Raw genomic sequence first — 17,549 nt, forward strand, 5'->3', positions numbered from 1 at the left:
GTGGGGACTTACCTCAAGTGCTCAGTCTGTCTCTCATTGGTCGCCCCGCGCCGCGCGCAATCCACGTCGCCGCACTAGATAGAACGCTGCGGGAATCACCACCATAGAGAGCACCGGTGCGGTGAGCATGCCACCCAGCATCGGCGCGGCGATACGTTGCATGACCTCCGAGCCGGCACCGGCACCGACGAAAAGCGGAAACAACCCGGCCAGGATGACGGCTACCGTCATCGCCTTCGGGCGCACCCGTTGCACGGCGCCTTCGTAGATAGCCTCTTGCAGGGTAGACACATCTTCCGGCGCACCGCTGGCCAAGCGCTGCTCCCAGGCATGACGCAGGTACAGCAGCATGATGACGCCGAACTCAGCCGCAACGCCGCCCAGGGCGATGAATCCGATCATGCTGGCCACCGAAATCGCATGGCCCAGCCCCCAGATCAACCAGAAACCGCCCACCAACGCCAAGGGCAAGCTGAGCAGGATGATGGATACATCGCTAAGCCGGCGAAACACCATCCAGATGACCAGGAAGATGATCGCCAACGCCGCGGGCACCACCCATTGCAGGCGTGCCAAAGCCCGTTGCAGATACTCGTACTGCCCCGACCACGCCAGACCATAGCCGGCAGGCAAACTCACCTGGGTCTGCACCGCGGCTTGCAGGTCCTGGACCACCGATCCCAAGTCGCGATCGGCCACATCCACGTAGATGTAGCCCACCAACCGGCCGTTATCGCTCTTGAGCATCGGCGGGCCTGGGCTGATTGACAGCTCCGCCACCTGGCTCAAGGTCAGTTGCACACCGCCTGGCGCGATCAGCGGCAGATCCTGCAAGGCCTGCAACGAGTCACGCTGGCCACGGGGGTAGCGCAAGACGATGGGATAGCGTTCGCGCCCCTCGATCGTTTCCCCGATTGGATCACCGCCAACGACCGTGGCAATCAGTTGCTGGAGTTGGCCTTGAGTGAATCCGTAACGTGCAGCGATTTCCGGGCGCACCTGTACATCGACATAGCGCCCACCCGTGACGCGTTCGGCCAGTGCCGAACTCACGCCGGGCACAGTCTTGGCCACCTGCTCGATCTGCTGGCTCAGGCGCTCGATCTGCTCCACATCGGGTCCGGAGACCTTGATCCCAATCGGGCTCTTGATGCCGGTGGCCAACATATCGATGCGATTGCGAATGGGCGGGACCCATAGGTTGGTCAGACCGGGAATCTTGACCGCTGCGTCCAACTCCTGGCGTAGCTTCTGGGGGGTCATGCCCGGGCGCCATTGATCCCGCGGCTTGAAGGTCACGGTGGTCTCAAACATTTCGATCGGTGCCGGATCGGTCGCACTTTCGGCACGGCCCGCCTTGCCGAACACGTGCTCAACCTCCGGTACGGTCTTGATCATCCGGCCCGAGAGCTGGAGCAACTGACGGGCCTTGTCGGCGGACAGGCCGGGCAGGGCCGTGGGCATGTACAACAGGCTGCCTTCTTCCAAGGGCGGCATGAACTCACTGCCCAACCGGCTAAAGGGGATCAAGGTGAGCACTAGCAGCAGGCCGCTGAGCAGCAAGGTGACACCGGGATGTTTGAGGACCCACAGCAGGATGGGCCGATAGCCAGCGATCAGGATGCGATTGATGGGGTTCTGCTGTTCCGGGCGGATGCGGCCGCGGATCAGGTAGCCCATCAAGACGGGGATCAAGGTCACCGACAACCCTGCTGCGGCGGCCATCGCGTAGGTCTTGGTGTAGGCCAGAGGCGAGAACAATCGCCCTTCCTGCGCCTGCAGGGCAAAAACCGGCACGAAAGACAGGGTGATGACCAGCAAGCTGGCGAACAGGGCCGGTCCGACCTCGGCCGCCGAGCGGGCCATCAGCTGCCAGCGCTCCTCACCCTGAGGTTCCCGGCCGTGCGCCTCCCGCCAGTGCTCCAGATGCTTGTGTGCATTTTCGATCATCACCACCGCTGCATCGACCATCGCACCAATGGCGATGGCGATGCCGCCTAATGACAGCAAGTTGGCGGAGATCCCCTGGGCGTGCATCACGATGAAGGCCGCCAGGATACCCAAAGGCAGGGTGATGACGGCCACCAACGCCGAGCGTAGGTGCCACAGGAACAGCAGGCATACCAGCGCTACGACCAGAAACTCTTCGCCAAGCTTGTGGGTGAGGTTGCGTACCGCATCCTGGATCAGCTCGGAGCGGTCGTACACCGGCACCACTTCCACGCCCTCGGGCAAGCTGGATTGCAACGCCTGCAGTCGCGCTTTGACGTTCCGAATGGCCCCCAAGGCATCCTTGCCGGTCCGCAGGACGATCACGCCGCCGGCCACCTCACCTTGACCATCCAACTCTGCGATACCACGACGGAAGACCGGCCCGCGACTGATCGTGGCCACCTCGCCGAGCAGGACGGGGATGCCGTCGTTGCCGGTTACCGGCACCTGTTCGAACGCCTCCTGTGTGCGCAGGTAGCCTTCGCTGCGCACCATCAGTTCGGCTTCGCCTTGTTCGATCACCGAGCCCCCGGTAGCGCCGTTGGCCGCATCCACCGCCTCGATGAGCTCGGCCACCGTCAGTCCACGGGCCGCCAACGCCTGCGGATCGGGCTGGATCTGCCAGGCGCGCACCGCACCGCCCACACTGGCTACTTCAGCCACGTCCGGCACGGTTTTTAGCTCATAACGAAGAAACCAGTCCTGCAACGCACGCAGCTGCCCCACATCACGTTGACCTGTCCGATCCACCAAGGCGTACTGGTAGATCCAGCCCAGTCCTGTCGCATCAGGACCCAGCGCCGGATTCACATTCGGCGGAAGTCGATCGCGTACCTGGCTCAAGTACTCGAGCACTCGAGAGCGCGCCCAGTAAAGATCAGTGGCATCGTCAAACAGGATGTAGACGAATGAATCACCGAAGAAGGAGAAGCCGCGTACCGCCTTCACGCCCGGCACGGACAACATCGTGGTGGCCAACGGGTAGGTGACCTGGTCTTCGATGATGCGCGGGGTTTGCCCCGCCCATTGCGTGCGGATGATGACCTGGGTATCGGACAGGTCCGGCAGCGCATCCAGCGGCGTGTTCTTTACCGACCAGATACCGACCACCGCCAGCAGCGCGGCGGCAACCAGCACCAGCACGCGATTGGCGATGCAAGCATGGATCAGGCGCGCGATCATGGTGTGCCCTCCATCGCTTCGGACATGACCTCGCTTGCCTGGCAATCAGCGGCTGCGGCGGGGCCGAACTTGGGTACCAACTGCATATCCATGAACGGTGACTTGCCCGGCTTGTCGAAATGCTTCTCCGGCACCATCGGGTCATACCAGTACTGCACCGGGCAGCGCGGCGGCGTAGAGGTGGAGGTGTCTGGCGCGACAGGCGCCGGCTGTCTGGACGGTGACGGCACGACAGTGCGTGGTTCGTGCCCGGCGTCATGGCGCTCGTGCACACCTGATGCGCTGGCAGGGCGTGTCGGTTGTGCAGCACCCAGGCGCTCCAACGCACCGGAGAGACTGGCTTCGGAGTCGAGCAAGAACTGACCCGAGACGACCACGCGTTCACCACCGGCCAAGCCTGCCACGATCTGCGTGCGCCCTTGCACGCTACGTCCCACACTCACCCGCACTGGCCGGAAGCTCCCGTCCGGATCCTGCACGATGACCCGGCTGTCCCGCCCGGTGGCGATCAGCGCCTCCGTGGGAACGACTGGCAGGGCCTGCTCGGCGTCGGGCTGCACCAGAACCTCGGCGAACATGCCCGGCACCAGCCGACGCTGCGGGTTGCGCAGCACAATTCGCGCCCGCTGCGTGCGACTAGCCATGTCGACCTGGGGAAGCAACGCCTGGATCTGTCCGGCAAAGCGCTCTGCCGGCCAGGCACTGACCGTGGCCTGCACTGAGGTCCCCGGCCGCAAGGTGCCCAGCGCTGCCTGGGGTACCGAGGCCTCCAGCCACAACGTGTCCAGCCCATTGATCTTGAACAGTGGCGTACCGGGCATCACCGTCTGTCCCTCGCGTGCCAGGATCTCGGTCACGACACCACTGTGGTCTGCGCTAAGCACGACGCCACTTCTGGCCGAGGCGCCAGAAGGAACACCCAACGAACGCAACCGTTGTTGCGCCGCACCCTGCAGCTCACGCGCGCCCGCGGACTGAGCTTGGCTCAGGGCATGTGCTTCGGCGATGGCCGCGTTCCATGCCGGGGCCTGCACGGTGGCCAGCGTTTGACCACGACGAACCTCGGTAAACGGCGCCTTTACCTGCACGTGGGTGATCAAGCCTTCCATGCGCGCACTGATCACGCTTTCCTGGGTCAGATCCCACGTCAGTGTGCCCGGCACGCGTACGGCAGTCCCTAGTAACTCTACCGTCACTTCCTGAGTGCGTATGCCCACGTTCTGCTGCAGGCGCGGATCGATCTGCGTTCCGCCCCCTATGGCCTCATCTGCGTATTTGGGCAGCAACTCCATATCCATGAACGGAGATTTGCCCGGCTTGTCGAATCGCTGCTCCGGCGCCATGGGGTCGTACCAGTACAGCACCTTGCGTGCTTGATCTGCGACGCTCGTGCCGGGGGGCGGGGTGGTATCAGAGGTTCGAGTCATCCAGGCGTAGCCGCCGGCAAAGCCGAGCGCCAGCAACCCGAGGGCCACGGCGAGCTGTGTGAGACGCGTCTTGGTCGGGCTCATGGCGTGTTCTCCTCATGGGGTAGCAGATAGGCCAGTGCCGCCCAGGCACGGCCCTGTTCGCCCAGCAGACGGGCGTTCTCCAGGTGCAATTCGATCTCATCGCGCCGCGCTTCCAGCCACGGCTGCAGGTCGGCACCGGCGCCGTAGGCGGCCAACGCCGTGCGTGCACGATCGCGCGCCAAAGGCAGGCTCTGCGTGTTCTGGCGCTCCAACTGGCCGGTTAACCCGCGCCATCGCGCTATCGCGCGTTGCACCGACTCGGCTTGGATGCGCCGGGCCTCATCGCGCTCTGCGGACACCGCCTCCAGCTCGGCCCGCCGTGCCGCGATGCCTCGTGCTTGGCGGTTCTTCTGGAACAGCGGCAGGCCCACACCCACTTCCACCATGAGCATGTCGCTGCGCGCCATGCCGTCGGGTGCGCGCTCGCGACGTCCGTAGGTGAGCTCCACACTCCAATCCGGGCGGGTTTCGGCCACGGCCGCATCCACCTGGGCCTGGGCTAAGCTCTCGCGTGCCTCCCAGCCCAGTAGTGGCGTGTGTTGGTCCAGTTTGGCCAGCAGTTGGGTGGGCTCCAATGGCAACTGCGAAAAATCCGGTGCCGCACCACTGGCCAAGATCGCCTCTGGTGCAATACCCAACCACCGCGCCAGGCCGGCCTGCGCGGCGGCGTGCTCCGCATGTACCTGCTCCAGGCGATTGTCCAACTGCAGTAGGGCGGCCTGGGCGGCAAGCACATCACTGGCCCCGGCCGTGCCGCCTGCCAAGCGAGCACGCGCCGCACGCTCGGCTATACGGGCCGGCTCGCGCAGACCTTCCAACGCATCTACGGCTTGCTGCGTACTCCACAGCTCGATCCAGGCCAGCGCGGCCGCTTGGGCCACCATCTGCTGTTCGGCCATCGACAGTGAGCGCGCTTGCGCCAGCGTCGCTTGCGCCAACGCGTGCTCGGCACGTCGTTTCGCACGCGCAGGAAACTCCTGCATCAGACCGATTTGCTGGGTGGTCATCTCATCGGCCCGCAAGCTGAAGGCATCGGGTCCGCTGACGGGCCAGTTCGCCAGCCCCACGATCAAACGTGGGTCGGGAAGCGCGCCAGCACGCGCGGCTTCTTCGGTACTGGCATCGATCTGCGATCGGCGCACGTGCAGGGTTGGGGCGTTAGCAAGCGCCCGTTGTAGGGCTTCTGTGTAGCTGATCGGGATAGCGGGCGATGCCGCCAGCACAGGACCACTGAGCGCCAGGGCAAACACGAACCCACACGCCATCTTGCGCCTTGCACGCAAGAAGAAAGACATCTCCATAAGACCTCCGGGAAACGACAACGAGCGCGCTGCAACGCATGCAGCACGAGCACGGGTCAATCCAGGAGGGGGCTTAAATCAGCAGGCTACAGAAGCGCTGCAGGGGAGGCGGATCGGACACGCACACCGGAACATCCCGATACAACTGCGCGTGTACCGGTGGCAACAGAGCCTGCACCAGCGCGAAGGCGGCCAGCGCGGGCTGGTAAGGCACTTGAGGGGCCTTCGCATCGGCCGTGGCGATGTGATCGCGCTGGCAATGCTGGTCGCACAACGCCGGAGCATCGGGATCCGGCGTGGACATCTCTTCGCAACCGACCATCAGGGTCGCTTGTCCAGCTTCCACCGATTCCAGCGGACAGGCGTAAGCCACCAGCGCGAGTTGCTGCAGCAGCAGCGCCCACAGTCCCAGCCATGCCAGTCGGGCACGAGAACGGGGTCGCCGCCACCGCCTCAGCAGCCTCACCATGACAGCTCCCGCACGCCCGAAGCAGCGCCTGCGGACGCTGGGCAGATCAGGGCAGGGGACGTGCGAGCTCTCATGATGGCCAGTCTAGCCCTCTTGGGGCCGACTGTCATTGATCAGGATCAAGCCCTCGCGCGGACTCAGCGGTGGCATCCGCCGCAGCAGGAGGATGCGACGGCCGGGGCGGCCGGCGTACCAGCCTCAGAAGGGAGCACCGCAGCGATCACATAGCCTTGCCGCTGGATAGCCTCAACCGCCTGTTCTACGGCAAGCAGGCCCTCGATCTTGACCACGCCACTGCCCAGATCGACGTCCACCTGGGCGTGGGGGTCAAGGGCCTGAATGGCTTGGGTGACCGTTCGGACACAGTGACCACAGGTCATACCTTCAACAACGAGATTCATGGACAACCCTCCAAAAGCATCGGCGGTTTGCCGACGGCGTGACGATGAGCCTTCCCACGGTGGGAAGGTCAAACGACAGGCAAGTTGAGTGGTAATCCGTCCCGCGTTGTTGACCTTCCCATCATGGGAAGGCTCAGGCTACCTGCTCGTTCCTATTGGCCCTCACTCCATGGACATAACGCTCACTTATGCGAATTAAGTTATTGATTATATTACATTAATACAGGAATCGCAAGGTCTGTAGTTGCACCGTGCCCTGGCCGGCCACAAACGCGATAAGCTAAGCATTCCTTAGTGCTAGTCATTCTTGATGTCATGACGATGCCATCTGAGCGCACCCGCAATGTGCTGCAGGCGGGCGCGTTCCTCAGGCAGCTAGCGGCCAGCCAAGCCGTGCCTAAAGAGGTGCGGCAAGAGGCATATCGACTGCTGCGGCACTATCCAACCGTCAGCGACATCGAGGCGATTGCTGAGCACGAAGAGCGGCTGCGAGCGCTGACCCAGTCGGCCTTCGTACGACCCTACCTGAGCAGCGAGATCGAGGCGGATTGGTTCTCCGGGTACCCGCTCGGCCCTCATCGCATCTGACCATGAAGCAACCGAGCAGGCCGCGTGGAAGAGGGACTACGTCTGCGGAGACAGCGCTGGAGGCTTCCTTTGAACGGGCCCGCGACAGTGCGGCCGAGGAACGCGCATTCTTCAAGCGACTGATGGATGCGATCGTGTACGTGCATGCGCCCATCTCGGACGACGCGCAGACACTGCGGCTGGTCCAGTTCCGCCATCCTGACGGTTTCGATGCGATCCCTTTCTTTACCTCGCTCGACAAGGCGCAGGCGGCCAGCTCGTCTGCTGTCAGAATTCTGGGAGTTTCAGGCCGTGAGCTGCTAACCGGTACTCGCGGCGCGACGTTGATGCTCAATCCCAACTACGGCGGCGTTGTCCTGTACCCGGAAGAGGTTGCGACATTGTTGGATACGGGCTTTCTGGCCAGGGTGGAACGTCTGGCGCCGGCGGAGTTCGCGGTGAGACCTGCCCAGGCCGCGCCGGCTTGGCTCGCTCCGGCCATCAGCGGCAGCCTTGAGCACGCCGACTTCGTCTCGTCGGCCTATCTCCTGGAAACTCACTCGTCAGGGGGCGTCGAACAGCCTCCCGGTCTGTTGATCTGGCTGGTGGTGGACCTGGCTTTCGCCGAGCGGGCGGCTCGTCTGGTGACCACCGCCATACAGCCCTTATGCTCAGATTTGGACGTCATCATCGACTTGGCGGTCCACGACGTATCGCTGCCTTTGCCGGCGGGCTTGGATGATCCCCAGATCCTGCCCATATTTTTTCACGAGAATCAAGCCAACTTGAGCACAGCTCATCGGCCTATGAGCCCTGAAGATAAGCTACTAGCACTCCTTCCGGGATTGACCGAGGAAGAGAAGGAACGGCGGACCCGCGAGGGTATGGCCGACGTCGACGCTGGACGTACGATCCCGCACGAGGAACTACTGCAATGGATCAGGCGACGGTCAGAGCCTTCTTGAAGGTTTCCGTTGGGTCAGGAGCGTGGAAACTCTTGAATCCAATATTCAAGAAGGGCACGCGTGCCTGAGCAGTACTCCAGGAATGCCTGTGTCACGCGGCTTCTGGTTCAATCAAGCCTAGGTCTGTAATCCACGAACTGCCTGACGTCGAGGGGTGTTTCCTCGTTGAATCATGGTGTTAGAGACGATTCGGCTGTTTTTCTCACGAATCCCTGCCGACCTTCTTGAAAAACTGAACCAGACCTACCCAAACGCTTCCGTAAGGCAGGTGGTGAGAGGGCAGGTTAAGCACATCAGGGATAGCAATCCCAAGGAGATAGAAGCGCTATGACAGGAGGCCAACGATCAACTTCCTACTATCGCCGAGCTAAAGAGGGTCAGTGCGGTTGATCCAGAGTTCCGGATGGAAAACAGCTTCTTTGGGCCCAAGCCAGTCATCACCGCCCGCATCATCAACCGCTCAACACTGCCATTGAGCGAAGCGAGCTGGAATGCGGCGCTGTACATCAGCTACATCCACACGCGTCGAGCTGGAGATGATCCCTGAGACAGCAATGGACTTTACGGACAAAGCCTATCTAAGTGCCGATCTTCAGAAGCGCATTGATTTCCTTGAGAACCAACTCAAGCAAGCGAGCGAGTTCGAAGATGTCTGATGCTACCAAGCCCCGCCGGCGGATCACCCTCCGGCGGGGCTTGGTAGCGGTACCGACGTTCACCCCCGCCAAAGAGGACCATTACACAATGCGCCCGTCCATCCTCGCCTTGGACTTAGAAGGAACGCTGATTTCCAACGCTGTAAGCCAGATCCCGCGCCCGGGCCTCTACGAATTTCTGGAGTCGGCAAAGTCGCTCTTTGAGGGTCTAGTCATCTTCACCACAGTTCCGGAGCCTAGATTTCGCGAGATTGCCGACCTATTGGCTTGCGAAGGAGCGGCCCCGGGTTGGTTTGCCCGCTTGCCATACATAGACTGGACTGGGCCGACGAAGGATCTTGCCAACGTTTCCCAGCCCATCGGCTCTGCATGGCTACTAGATGATTACGCCCCCTATGTACAACCGGGACAGGAACATTGCTGGGTCCCGGTTCAACTGTTTTGTTCTCCTTACCCCGAGGACGACGCGGGACTGGACGATGCCATCGAGGCAATCCGTAAGCGACTGAACGAGTACTAGAGGGCCATCTCTTGGCCAGCGTCCAATGGGCCACAGGCTCGCCGGTCAACCAAGGTCCAGCGCTTCGTTGGAGAACCGTCGATATAGACCTGGGGGGGCGTTTACCGCGATAGAGTCCTGAGCCCCCTCAAACCATCTCATGGACCCGTGGCAGCTGGTCGGTCTACTCAGACTAGAAGCTAAAGCTGCCAACTGCCGCTAGGTTCCAGCCAGTACGCCATGCCCAGCGGCAGGAAAGTCTCCATTGCAACGTCCAGGATCAACGGCTGACGCCAACCCTGACCAGGCAAGAAGCAAAAATCCTTCCGGGCGAGGGTTCCAGCTTGCTCGCGTCCAGCTAACCAGATGCATCTGCGTTTTATCTCGCGATCAAGTGCTCGCCTCGCGGCATGCTCATCCAAACCGCTTTGTATGAACTCCGAGGCAGAATTTCGCATGCTCGCCCACAGCACGTAGCGCTTACGCCCCAAGCTGAGCGCATTCCATTCAGGCGATCCAATCGACTGAAGCCCGTCGCCTAGCTTCGGGTCCAACCGATGCTTCCGCAGAAGGTTTGCCAAGTACGCTCGAGCTTCGGTGGATGCCAGTGAAATTCCGAGATTCCGCCTCGCACTGGGCGTGCACTCAGCCGCCCACTGGGTGAGCGACCGGGTCAATGCCGACTCAAGGTTCAAGTCACTGCGAGACCACGGAGATTTGTAGGACCAAGCCAGGGGCTCATACAGAGATCTTGCGGCAAGCCGAGAACATTCGACTGGTTCGCGATGGAGGACGCGCAGCGTCGCAAGCGTGTCAAGTGCCTGCGAGGCCAACCCCTCAGCAGCTACCGGCGAACTAGCCGTTCTTGAGCGCTCTAGCGCGCACCACGCGCACGCAAGAAAGGGACCTATTGAACGAACGAAATTGTCCAGTTCTGGCCAGGGCGCGATGAGGGTCGGTTGGCTAACGACATAGGCCACACAGCCCTCAAATCGCGATACCAGTTGTCAGGATATCAACCTGCCCACAGACTGTCTATCTGACTTTCCGATATTGACCCTTAGGTGTTCTCTCCAGTTCAACGATATCTGAACATCCGATATCCTAGCCGTGCAGCGAATGAGCGGGGAGCGCCCCGGCGCACGACGCAGAACGTTACCGCATGTTGGGAGAGCCGAAATGATGCGCACCAGCGCTAGCCACCCGTTACTGATTGCAGAGTTGCCTGTTGGAGCCCATGGAGGCGGCATAGGGGTGACATTTGCGCCAGGCAAGTACCAGGAAGTCGCCATGACTGGAGCATGGGCGAGAGACCTAGATGTGGACGTCTCGGCTATTCAGGACTGGGGTGCCACTCACCTAGTCACCTTGCTTGAGCCTTGGGAGCTCAAGGACCTTCGAATCGAGAGCTTACCGGCGATAGTGGCGGGGAAGGGCATCTCTTGGCATGGACTGCCAATCACTGATGGAGCCGCACCAGACGACAGACTCCTCAAAGATTGGCTACAGCTAAGTGCTGAGCTCGTCGCTGACATGCTGAGCGGTCAAAGGATCGTGGTCCACTGCAAGGGGGGGTTGGGACGCGCGGGAACGGTCGCTGCCATGCTTTTGCTGCAGTCTGGCGAGGCCAAGCGGGCATCGGATGCCATCCACATGGTGCGGCATGCCAGGCCAGGCGCAATCGAAACGATTGCTCAAGAGGAGTTCCTAGAGTACTGGGCGCAGAGCCTTCACCCGGGCGGAGCTTGACCACTCAGGTGCGCAGTCAGGAACTCAAGGACGAGTTGCCTGTGGATCCAGAACTCGAGGGCTTCTTAGGTCTGGATCCAGAAATCGACGGCGTCTCCATAGTGGATCTTCGCGAGGGTTCAGGGCACATCAAAAATTCGCTGCCTCGAAAGCTAAGAACCTTGCTGTCGCACGAATCAGGGTCTTGTGCTGGGGCCGGACCAGCGCTATCGCTGACTAAGGCAGGGCAACCTCCAGGGACTGTACTGCGACGGCGCGATCAATAGACATCTGTCAGATGTATCGCCACCACTATCGATCTAATGAATGCTGACTCAGCCGATGCGTGCTGCCTTAGGAGTTACGATCTGACTGCACTCGTGGCCGAGGCGAAACGCCACGACGTACAGGACCGTGGCATCCATCGGCATACCTGAGCCCATCCGAATGACGACCTTACGCTGACCGTGCGACAGTGATACTCCCAGTTCCCGCAGGACCTCAATGCGCTGCTGCAGCCCGTCGTAGATGTCTAGCTTGTCGACTTCTGAATACAGGTCTTGGCAGTCGCGATACTCACGGTAGTAGTCGACCAGTGCAGCAAACTCGCTCGCCGCCTCGCGCGACAGCTCGAAAGCCGGTTCGGACAGATCCATGTCGCACGAAACGATCAGGCTGGCCAGCTCGCGCCCAGCAGCAAGCGGGGACACCGCCAGGGTGATGTAGTCGCGCTCAAACTGCGCTTGCGCCGCCTGCAGTTCCTCGTCTGTCGGCAGCGAGAAAGGCTTGTTGAGTGCATCGATGTCATTGAAATCGAAGGCGCGCGCCAGTGCGCGACGGGTGTCGAAACTGGCCGAGTCACCCTGCTCAACCCGCTGAACTGTTCGCACGTTCAGGCCCGAGATCTCGGCCAATTGTTCTTGCGACCAATGACGCAACTGGCGGAACTGGCGAATGCAGGCGCCAACCTCAGCAGCGGTAAGCAGGCGAGGCGGGGTCTTGGTGGTCATAGAAGATAACTCCGGAGGGGTAGGGAGCCCAGATTAGGAGGGTGCCGAACTTGGAAACATGACAGTCGCCCGACAGGCCCCCGACACAGATCAACTGCCAGGACTTGCCCCAACGAGAAATCCGGGGCAACTGCTTATGCGCCCGTGATGTTCTCCCCGTGCCCCCAGAGGGGGGCGAGGCCCAACTGCCTAGTCACTCACCACAGACCCCACCCTAGACGCGCAGGCGATCCGGGACAGCTCTATGGCGAGGGCTGATGGGGGGTCAATGGCTCCAACTCTGGCAAAACACCCCCAAATTGATGATGCAGTGCATTCATCCATGCCAGAACTGGTTCGCCTGGCCACAGGTGCGCCAGATTCAGAAGGGTTAGCATGGCAAGCGCATTGCTGTTCATGGCCACCCCCGCCAGAAGCGCGCCCGGGTAGCCATTTAACTGCCTTGCCAAGGGGTGAATCCCGGCATGGAGATAGGAGTTCAAGCCGACATAAAGGCATTGTCTGGCTCTGCCCAACAACTGTGATGCTCCTCGGGGCCCAGAGGACTCAAGCTTTACGAGCATGTCCTGAACGCCAGGGAGCCTCTTTGCCGCTTGCTGACTCTCCAGAGTCAGGGGCGCAAGAAGCTTCTCGATGTCGGTGTCGGTAGCTGCATAACATGCCCAGGTTGCACGCACGAGGGCCTCATACTGGGGCCGGACCAGCGAGATTGCTGACTGGGGCAGAGTAGCGATCAGGGACTGTACTGCCACGGCGTGATCAAGGGACATCTGGCAAAGTGCCGCCACCGCCGTCGATCTTCGGTCACGTCCATGCTCTATCTCCATCCAAGCGGCTCGAATTTCACCCAAGAGCTCTAAGGAGCCCTCCAGCACAGACGCCCGATCCTGGTCAGCCGATTGAGGCACAAGTCATCCTAGAATCGTGATCTGCAGGCAAGAGTAACGGCTCGTCCATCGGGCAAAGCCCTCAGTTGGCCGGCTGGGCTGCAGCATCTGTTAGCCGGTAATCTCTGCATTGCATCATCCGTGCATCAGCAATTTCTGCGTTGCGTCAGTCGCAAGTCAAATTTTTCTGCAATGGACCGTCTTGCACTGAAATTTTATTCCTCAAAAGCTGAAATCTCTGCAATGGCACCCTAAGAATGTCTGCGATGAACAGCGTTCTGGTCCGCGCGCGATTGCTTCCTATATTGCAACCATACGCTCAGCCAGCCAACCGCCGGGATCCATGATCGCGCGAGCGGACGATCCCGGTCGCAAATGGCTGGCTGCCGTCACTCTCGTGGCTTTGAGCGATCAAGGGGAGCAGTCTGGCCCACGTGTCGAACAGAAGCCTTGGATCTTGGTGGATCAGAAGCGAAACCCGCAGCGCATCTTCCATCGCCTTGAGGTAGCCGCGGCGTATCTCAAGTGCGTTCTCGCAAGCATTGGGGCGACCAAGAATTTGTGTGATCGCGGAGGCCATAGCAGTCTGGACAGGAGGGGAGGGGAAGGCGATAGTCTGCAAACGTCTAGACGATCCCGCAATGAGCATCCTCAACGTTCTCCTCACTCGTGACCACCTCGTCGTCGCAGCGGATACCCTGGCAGAGGATGCTCTCACAGGGGCGTATTCCGCGGGGGCAAAGCTGCTGCTGATCCCTCAGCACAACGTAGTGCTTGCTGCGCGCGGGTCTACGCAATTCTTCCTGGGGGGCTCGCAGAATTCGGAAAAAATCGTACGCTAAGGTTTTCCGGGCATCCGTAGGGGCCGAAACTTCCCGTCTTCCAGTCTGCGGCTCTGCCGCCAGACGTAATCGCCGGTGAGGTTGATGTGCTCCCAGCCCAGCGGCGACAGGAATTGCAGCAGCTCGCCGTCCACCGGCTTGCCGGCCTCGACCAACCCCTGGGTGGCGCGCTCCAGGTACACCGTGTTCCACAGCACGATAGCCGCCGTCACCAGGTTGAGGCCGCTGGCCCGGTAGCGCTGCTGCTCGAAGCTCCGATCCCTGATTTCCCCAAGGCGGTTGAAGAACACCGCCCTGGCCAGCGAGTTGCGCGCCTCACCTTTGTTCAGGCCGGCATGCACGCGGCGGCGCAGCTCAACACTTTGCAGCCAGTCTAGGATGAACAGCGTGCGTTCGATCCGGCCCAGCTCGCGCAGGGCCACGGCCAGGCCGTTCTGGCGCGGATAGCTGCCGAGCTTGCGCAGCATCAGCGAGGCAGTGACGGTGCCCTGTTTGATCGAGCTGGCCAGGCGCAGGATGTCGTCCCAATGGGCGCGGACGTGCTTGATGTTCAGGGTGCCGCCGATCAGCGGCCGCAGCGTCGGGTAGGTCTGCACGCCCTGCGGCACGTACAGCTTGGTTTCGCCGAGGTCGCGGATGCGCGGCGCGAAACGGAAGCCCAGCAGGTGCATCAGGGCGAAGACGTGATCGGTGAAGCCGGCCGTGTCGGTGTAGTGCTCCTCGATCCGCAGGTCGGACTCGTGGTACAGCAGGCCGTCGAGCACATAGGTGGAATCGCGCACGCCGACATTCACCACGCGGGTGCTGAACGGCGCGTACTGGTCGGAGATATGGGTGTAGAACAGCCGTCCCGGCTCACTGCCGTACTTCGGGTTGACGTGTCTGGTGCTCTCGCCCCGGCCGCCAGCCCGGAAACGCTGGCCATCGGAGGATGAGGTGGTGCCGTCGCCCCAGTGGGCGGCGAAGGCATGCTGGTACTGGTGGTTGACCAGCTCGGCCAGGGCCGCCGAATAGGTCTCGTCGCGGATGTGCCAGGCTTGCAGCCAGGACAGCTTGGCGTAGGTCAGACCGGGGCTCGACTCGGCCATCTTGGTCAGCCCGAGGTTGATCGCATCACCGAGGATCGCGGACAGCAGCAACGTCCGGTCTTTGGCCTCGGCCCCGTCCTTCAGGTGGGTGAAGTGGCGGCTGAAGCCCGTCCAGTCGTCCACGTCCATCAGCAGTTCGGTGATCTTGATGCGCGGCAGTAACTGACTGGTCTGGTCGATCAGCGCCTGCGCCCGATCCGGCACCGCCGCATCCAGCGGGGTGATCTTCAACCCGGACTCGGTGAGGATGGCATCGGGCAGCTCGTTGTCCTTGGCCAGGCGGGCGACAGTGGCCAACTGCTCGTCCAGCAGCTGCAAGCGCTCTTCCAGATACTGGTCGCTGTTCGGGTTGATCGCCAGCGGCAGGGCCTGTTCCCGCTTGAGCGCGGCGAACTTCTCGGCCGGCAGCAGGTAGTCGTCGAAGTCGCGGAACTGCCGCGAGCCCTTGACCCAGATGTCGCCGGAGCGCAGGGCGTTCTTCAGCTCGGACAGGGCGCAGATTTCGTAGAAGCGCCGGTCGAGGCCTTCCGGGGTGATCACCAGTGGCTTCCAGCGCGGCTTGATGAAGGCGGTGGGAGCATCGGCCGGCACCTTGCGCAGGTTGTCGGCGTTCATCTCGCGCAGCGTCTGCACGGCTGCCAGCACGCCCTGCGCGGCCGGGGCGGCGCGCAGCTCCAATACCTCCAGCAGAGCCGGCGTGTAGCGGCGCAGGGTGGCGAAGTTCTCGCCGACCAGGTGCAGGTGGTCGAAGCCCTCCGGCCGGGCCAGCAGCTCGGCTTCGCTGACGCTCTCGGTGAACTCGTCCCAGGGGATCACCGCCTCGATGGCGGCATAGGGGTCGCTGCCGGCTTCCTTGGCCTCCAGCAGCGCCTGGCCGATCTTGGAGTACAGGCGCACCTTGTCGTTGATCGCCTTGCCCTGCTTCTGGAACTGCTGCTGATGCTTGTGCTTCGCGCCGCTGAACAGCTTGACTAGGATGCGGTCGTGCAGATCCACCAGCTCATCAATCACGGTTGCAGTGCTCTCCAGCACCACGGCGGCCAGGGTCGCATAGCGCCGCTGCGGCTCGAACTTGCCGAGGTCTTTGGGCGTCATCTGCCCACCCTCGCGGGCCAGCTTGAGCAGGCGGTTCTGGTGGATGTGCCGGCCCAGGACTTCGGGCAAGTCCACCAGCTGAAATGTCTTCAGCCGCTCGATGTGCTCAAGCATGTGCCGAGAGTTGGGTTTCAGCGGTGCCTGGCGCAGCCAGGTCAACCAGGTGATGCTGCTGCCGGCCTTGAGCTTCAACAGCTCGTCCAGCTTGGCCCGATGCGAGTCCGTGAGCGGTTCAACCAGGGCGCGGTAGACCCGCCGATTGGCCCGTGCAATGGCCTCCGAGCAAGCCCGGTCGATCACGCTCAACGCCGGCAGGATGCGTCGCTTCTGCCGCAGGCTCTCCAGCGCCTGGCCGGCCAGCAGCAAGCCCTTGTCGGTCTGCTGGGCCAGTTCGGTCAGCTCGCGCACCAGGGCGCGGAAGTCGGACAGGCCGAACGGGGCCAGTTGAAGGTAGGTGCGCAGTTCCTGGGCGTGCTCGCGACGGGTCACATCGCGCTCGCCGTACTTCGTCCAACTCGCCGGATCGGTCTGGACTTGCTTGGCCACCCACAGGATGACCGGTTCGGGCAGCTCGCTGTCAGTGCCCAACGCATAGCCGGGGTAGCGCAGCAGGCAGAGTTGCACGGCGAAGCCGAGGCGGTTGGCGTCGCCGCGCCGCTGACGGATCAGCGACAGGTCGGAGTCGTTGAAGGTGTAGTAGCGGATCAGGTCATCCTGGCTTTCTGGCAACGCGAGCAGGGTGCCCCGCTCCGTGGCCGAGAGGATCAAGCGACGCGGCATGTGTCAGTCGTCCGTGCGGAGGTACTGGTAGAGGGTTTCCCGGCTGATGTTGAACTCGCGGGCAAGCTGCGCCTTGGGCTCGCCGGCCGTCGCTCGCTGCCGCAGGGTAGCAGCCTGCTCATCGGACAGGGCTTTCTTGCGGCCCCGGTACGCGCCACGCTGCTTGGCCAAGGTGATGCCCTCACGCTGCCGCTCGCGGATCAGGGCGCGCTCGAACTCAGCGAAGGCCCCCATCACCGACAGCATCAGGTTGGCCATCGGCGAGTCCTCGCCAGTGAACACCAGGCCCTCCTTCAGGAACTCGATGCGCACGCCGCGTTGAGTCAGCTTCTGTACCAAGCGACGCAGGTCATCGAGGTTGCGGGCCAGCCGGTCCATGCTGTGCACCACCACTGTATCGCCTTCGCGGACGAAGCTCAGCAGCGCTTCGAGCTGGGGGCGCTGGGTGTCCTTGCCCGATGCCTTGTCGGTGAACACCTTGCTCACCTGTGTCTGTTCCAGCTGGCGTTCCGGGTTCTGGTCGAAGCTGCTGACCCGGACGTAGCCGATGCGGTGCCCCTGCACGATGTCTCCTTG

At 62.2% G+C, this 17,549-nt stretch carries 15 protein-coding genes; 6 read left to right on the forward strand and 9 right to left on the reverse strand.

What is annotated here, in order from left to right:
• Positions 1-33: 33 nt before the first annotated feature.
• From N5D45_RS01630 to N5D45_RS01650, 5 genes are all read right to left on the reverse strand, one after another.
• Complete coding sequence (locus N5D45_RS01630; protein WP_005413407.1) at positions 34-3,174, reverse strand: CusA/CzcA family heavy metal efflux RND transporter; 3,141 nt, start codon at positions 3,172-3,174, stop codon at positions 34-36.
• Positions 3,171-4,685: an efflux RND transporter periplasmic adaptor subunit gene (locus N5D45_RS01635; protein ID WP_005413406.1), complete on the reverse strand. Its 1,515-nt coding sequence runs from the start codon at positions 4,683-4,685 to the stop codon at positions 3,171-3,173. The genes N5D45_RS01630 and N5D45_RS01635 overlap by 4 nt, the downstream gene beginning before the upstream one ends.
• Positions 4,682-5,986 (reverse strand): TolC family protein, encoded by a 1,305-nt coding sequence (locus N5D45_RS01640; RefSeq protein ID WP_153855341.1) that lies wholly within the window; start codon positions 5,984-5,986, stop codon positions 4,682-4,684. Before N5D45_RS01640 ends, N5D45_RS01635 begins: the two co-directional genes overlap by 4 nt.
• Positions 5,987-6,059: 73 nt before the next feature.
• Positions 6,060-6,455 carry a hypothetical protein gene (locus tag N5D45_RS01645; RefSeq protein ID WP_005413404.1) on the reverse strand — a complete coding sequence of 132 codons (396 nt, stop codon included), beginning with the start codon at positions 6,453-6,455 and terminating at the stop codon, positions 6,060-6,062.
• A 137-nt stretch (positions 6,456-6,592) separates the two neighbouring features.
• Complete coding sequence (locus tag N5D45_RS01650; protein ID WP_021201833.1) at positions 6,593-6,856, reverse strand: cation transporter; 264 nt, start codon at positions 6,854-6,856, stop codon at positions 6,593-6,595.
• Between the two features lie 294 nt (positions 6,857-7,150).
• Here N5D45_RS01650 and N5D45_RS01655 point away from each other — a divergent pair, with 294 nt between their 5' ends.
• The 5 genes from N5D45_RS01655 (at position 7,151) to N5D45_RS01675 (ending at position 11,292) form a co-directional block, all read left to right on the forward strand.
• Positions 7,151-7,444 carry a BPSL0761 family protein gene (locus N5D45_RS01655; protein ID WP_223224794.1) on the forward strand — a complete coding sequence of 98 codons (294 nt, stop codon included), beginning with the start codon at positions 7,151-7,153 and terminating at the stop codon, positions 7,442-7,444.
• A gap of 2 nt (positions 7,445-7,446) precedes the next feature.
• Positions 7,447-8,388, forward strand: a complete 942-nt coding sequence (locus N5D45_RS01660) for an SseB family protein (RefSeq protein WP_049401588.1) — start codon at positions 7,447-7,449, stop codon at positions 8,386-8,388.
• A 403-nt stretch (positions 8,389-8,791) separates the two neighbouring features.
• Complete coding sequence (locus N5D45_RS01665; RefSeq protein ID WP_153855340.1) at positions 8,792-8,935, forward strand: hypothetical protein; 144 nt, start codon at positions 8,792-8,794, stop codon at positions 8,933-8,935.
• A 101-nt stretch (positions 8,936-9,036) separates the two neighbouring features.
• Positions 9,037-9,564 carry an NIF family HAD-type phosphatase gene (locus tag N5D45_RS01670; RefSeq protein ID WP_021201831.1) on the forward strand — a complete coding sequence of 176 codons (528 nt, stop codon included), beginning with the start codon at positions 9,037-9,039 and terminating at the stop codon, positions 9,562-9,564.
• Positions 9,565-10,833: 1,269 nt separating this feature from the next.
• A complete protein-coding gene (locus tag N5D45_RS01675; protein ID WP_021201830.1) occupies positions 10,834-11,292 on the forward strand; it encodes a cyclin-dependent kinase inhibitor 3 family protein in 459 nt (152 codons plus the stop codon).
• A gap of 314 nt (positions 11,293-11,606) precedes the next feature.
• Here the strand turns inward: N5D45_RS01675 and N5D45_RS01680 are convergent, their stop codons facing one another.
• Together N5D45_RS01680 and N5D45_RS01685 are read right to left on the reverse strand one after the other, a co-directional pair.
• A complete protein-coding gene (locus tag N5D45_RS01680) occupies positions 11,607-12,281 on the reverse strand; it encodes a helix-turn-helix transcriptional regulator (RefSeq protein WP_005413401.1) in 675 nt (224 codons plus the stop codon).
• 1,206 nt (positions 12,282-13,487) lie between these two features.
• Complete coding sequence (locus tag N5D45_RS01685; RefSeq protein ID WP_049401600.1) at positions 13,488-13,748, reverse strand: hypothetical protein; 261 nt, start codon at positions 13,746-13,748, stop codon at positions 13,488-13,490.
• Positions 13,749-13,809: 61 nt separating this feature from the next.
• Here N5D45_RS01685 and N5D45_RS01690 point away from each other — a divergent pair, with 61 nt between their 5' ends.
• Positions 13,810-14,010: a hypothetical protein gene (locus N5D45_RS01690; protein WP_032966765.1), complete on the forward strand. Its 201-nt coding sequence runs from the start codon at positions 13,810-13,812 to the stop codon at positions 14,008-14,010.
• Here N5D45_RS01690 and N5D45_RS01695 read toward each other — a convergent pair.
• Both N5D45_RS01695 and N5D45_RS01700 read right to left on the reverse strand, forming a co-directional pair.
• Complete coding sequence (locus N5D45_RS01695; RefSeq protein ID WP_005413400.1) at positions 14,007-16,973, reverse strand: Tn3-like element TnAs1 family transposase; 2,967 nt, start codon at positions 16,971-16,973, stop codon at positions 14,007-14,009. The two genes, N5D45_RS01690 and N5D45_RS01695, sit on opposite strands and share 4 nt — an antisense overlap.
• A 3-nt stretch (positions 16,974-16,976) precedes the next feature.
• A complete protein-coding gene (locus N5D45_RS01700) occupies positions 16,977-17,537 on the reverse strand; it encodes a recombinase family protein (protein WP_010921730.1) in 561 nt (186 codons plus the stop codon).
• Positions 17,538-17,549 lie beyond the last annotated feature (12 nt).

It is taken from the genome of Stenotrophomonas sp. GD03819 (genome assembly GCF_029841665.1).
GTDB classification, from domain to species: Bacteria; Pseudomonadota; Gammaproteobacteria; order Xanthomonadales; family Xanthomonadaceae; genus Stenotrophomonas; species Stenotrophomonas geniculata.

What these genes read in the sequence shown, in the direction of transcription:
- N5D45_RS01630 (WP_005413407.1), bottom strand. Translation starts at nt 3,174, where the DNA reads ATGATCGCGCGCCTGATCCATGCTTGCATCGCCAATCGCGTGCTGGTG.
- N5D45_RS01650 (WP_021201833.1), bottom strand. Translation starts at nt 6,856, where the DNA reads ATGAATCTCGTTGTTGAAGGTATGACCTGTGGTCACTGTGTCCGAACG.
- N5D45_RS01635 (WP_005413406.1), bottom strand. Translation starts at nt 4,685, where the DNA reads ATGAGCCCGACCAAGACGCGTCTCACACAGCTCGCCGTGGCCCTCGGG.
- N5D45_RS01675 (WP_021201830.1), top strand. Translation starts at nt 10,834, where the DNA reads ATGACTGGAGCATGGGCGAGAGACCTAGATGTGGACGTCTCGGCTATT.
- N5D45_RS01685 (WP_049401600.1), bottom strand. Translation starts at nt 13,748, where the DNA reads ATGGCCTCCGCGATCACACAAATTCTTGGTCGCCCCAATGCTTGCGAG.
- N5D45_RS01690 (WP_032966765.1), top strand. Translation starts at nt 13,810, where the DNA reads ATGAGCATCCTCAACGTTCTCCTCACTCGTGACCACCTCGTCGTCGCA.
- N5D45_RS01645 (WP_005413404.1), bottom strand. Translation starts at nt 6,455, where the DNA reads ATGGTGAGGCTGCTGAGGCGGTGGCGGCGACCCCGTTCTCGTGCCCGA.
- N5D45_RS01640 (WP_153855341.1), bottom strand. Translation starts at nt 5,986, where the DNA reads ATGGAGATGTCTTTCTTCTTGCGTGCAAGGCGCAAGATGGCGTGTGGG.
- N5D45_RS01695 (WP_005413400.1), bottom strand. Translation starts at nt 16,973, where the DNA reads ATGCCGCGTCGCTTGATCCTCTCGGCCACGGAGCGGGGCACCCTGCTC.
- N5D45_RS01660 (WP_049401588.1), top strand. Translation starts at nt 7,447, where the DNA reads ATGAAGCAACCGAGCAGGCCGCGTGGAAGAGGGACTACGTCTGCGGAG.
- N5D45_RS01680 (WP_005413401.1), bottom strand. Translation starts at nt 12,281, where the DNA reads ATGACCACCAAGACCCCGCCTCGCCTGCTTACCGCTGCTGAGGTTGGC.
- N5D45_RS01670 (WP_021201831.1), top strand. Translation starts at nt 9,037, where the DNA reads ATGTCTGATGCTACCAAGCCCCGCCGGCGGATCACCCTCCGGCGGGGC.
- N5D45_RS01665 (WP_153855340.1), top strand. Translation starts at nt 8,792, where the DNA reads ATGGAAAACAGCTTCTTTGGGCCCAAGCCAGTCATCACCGCCCGCATC.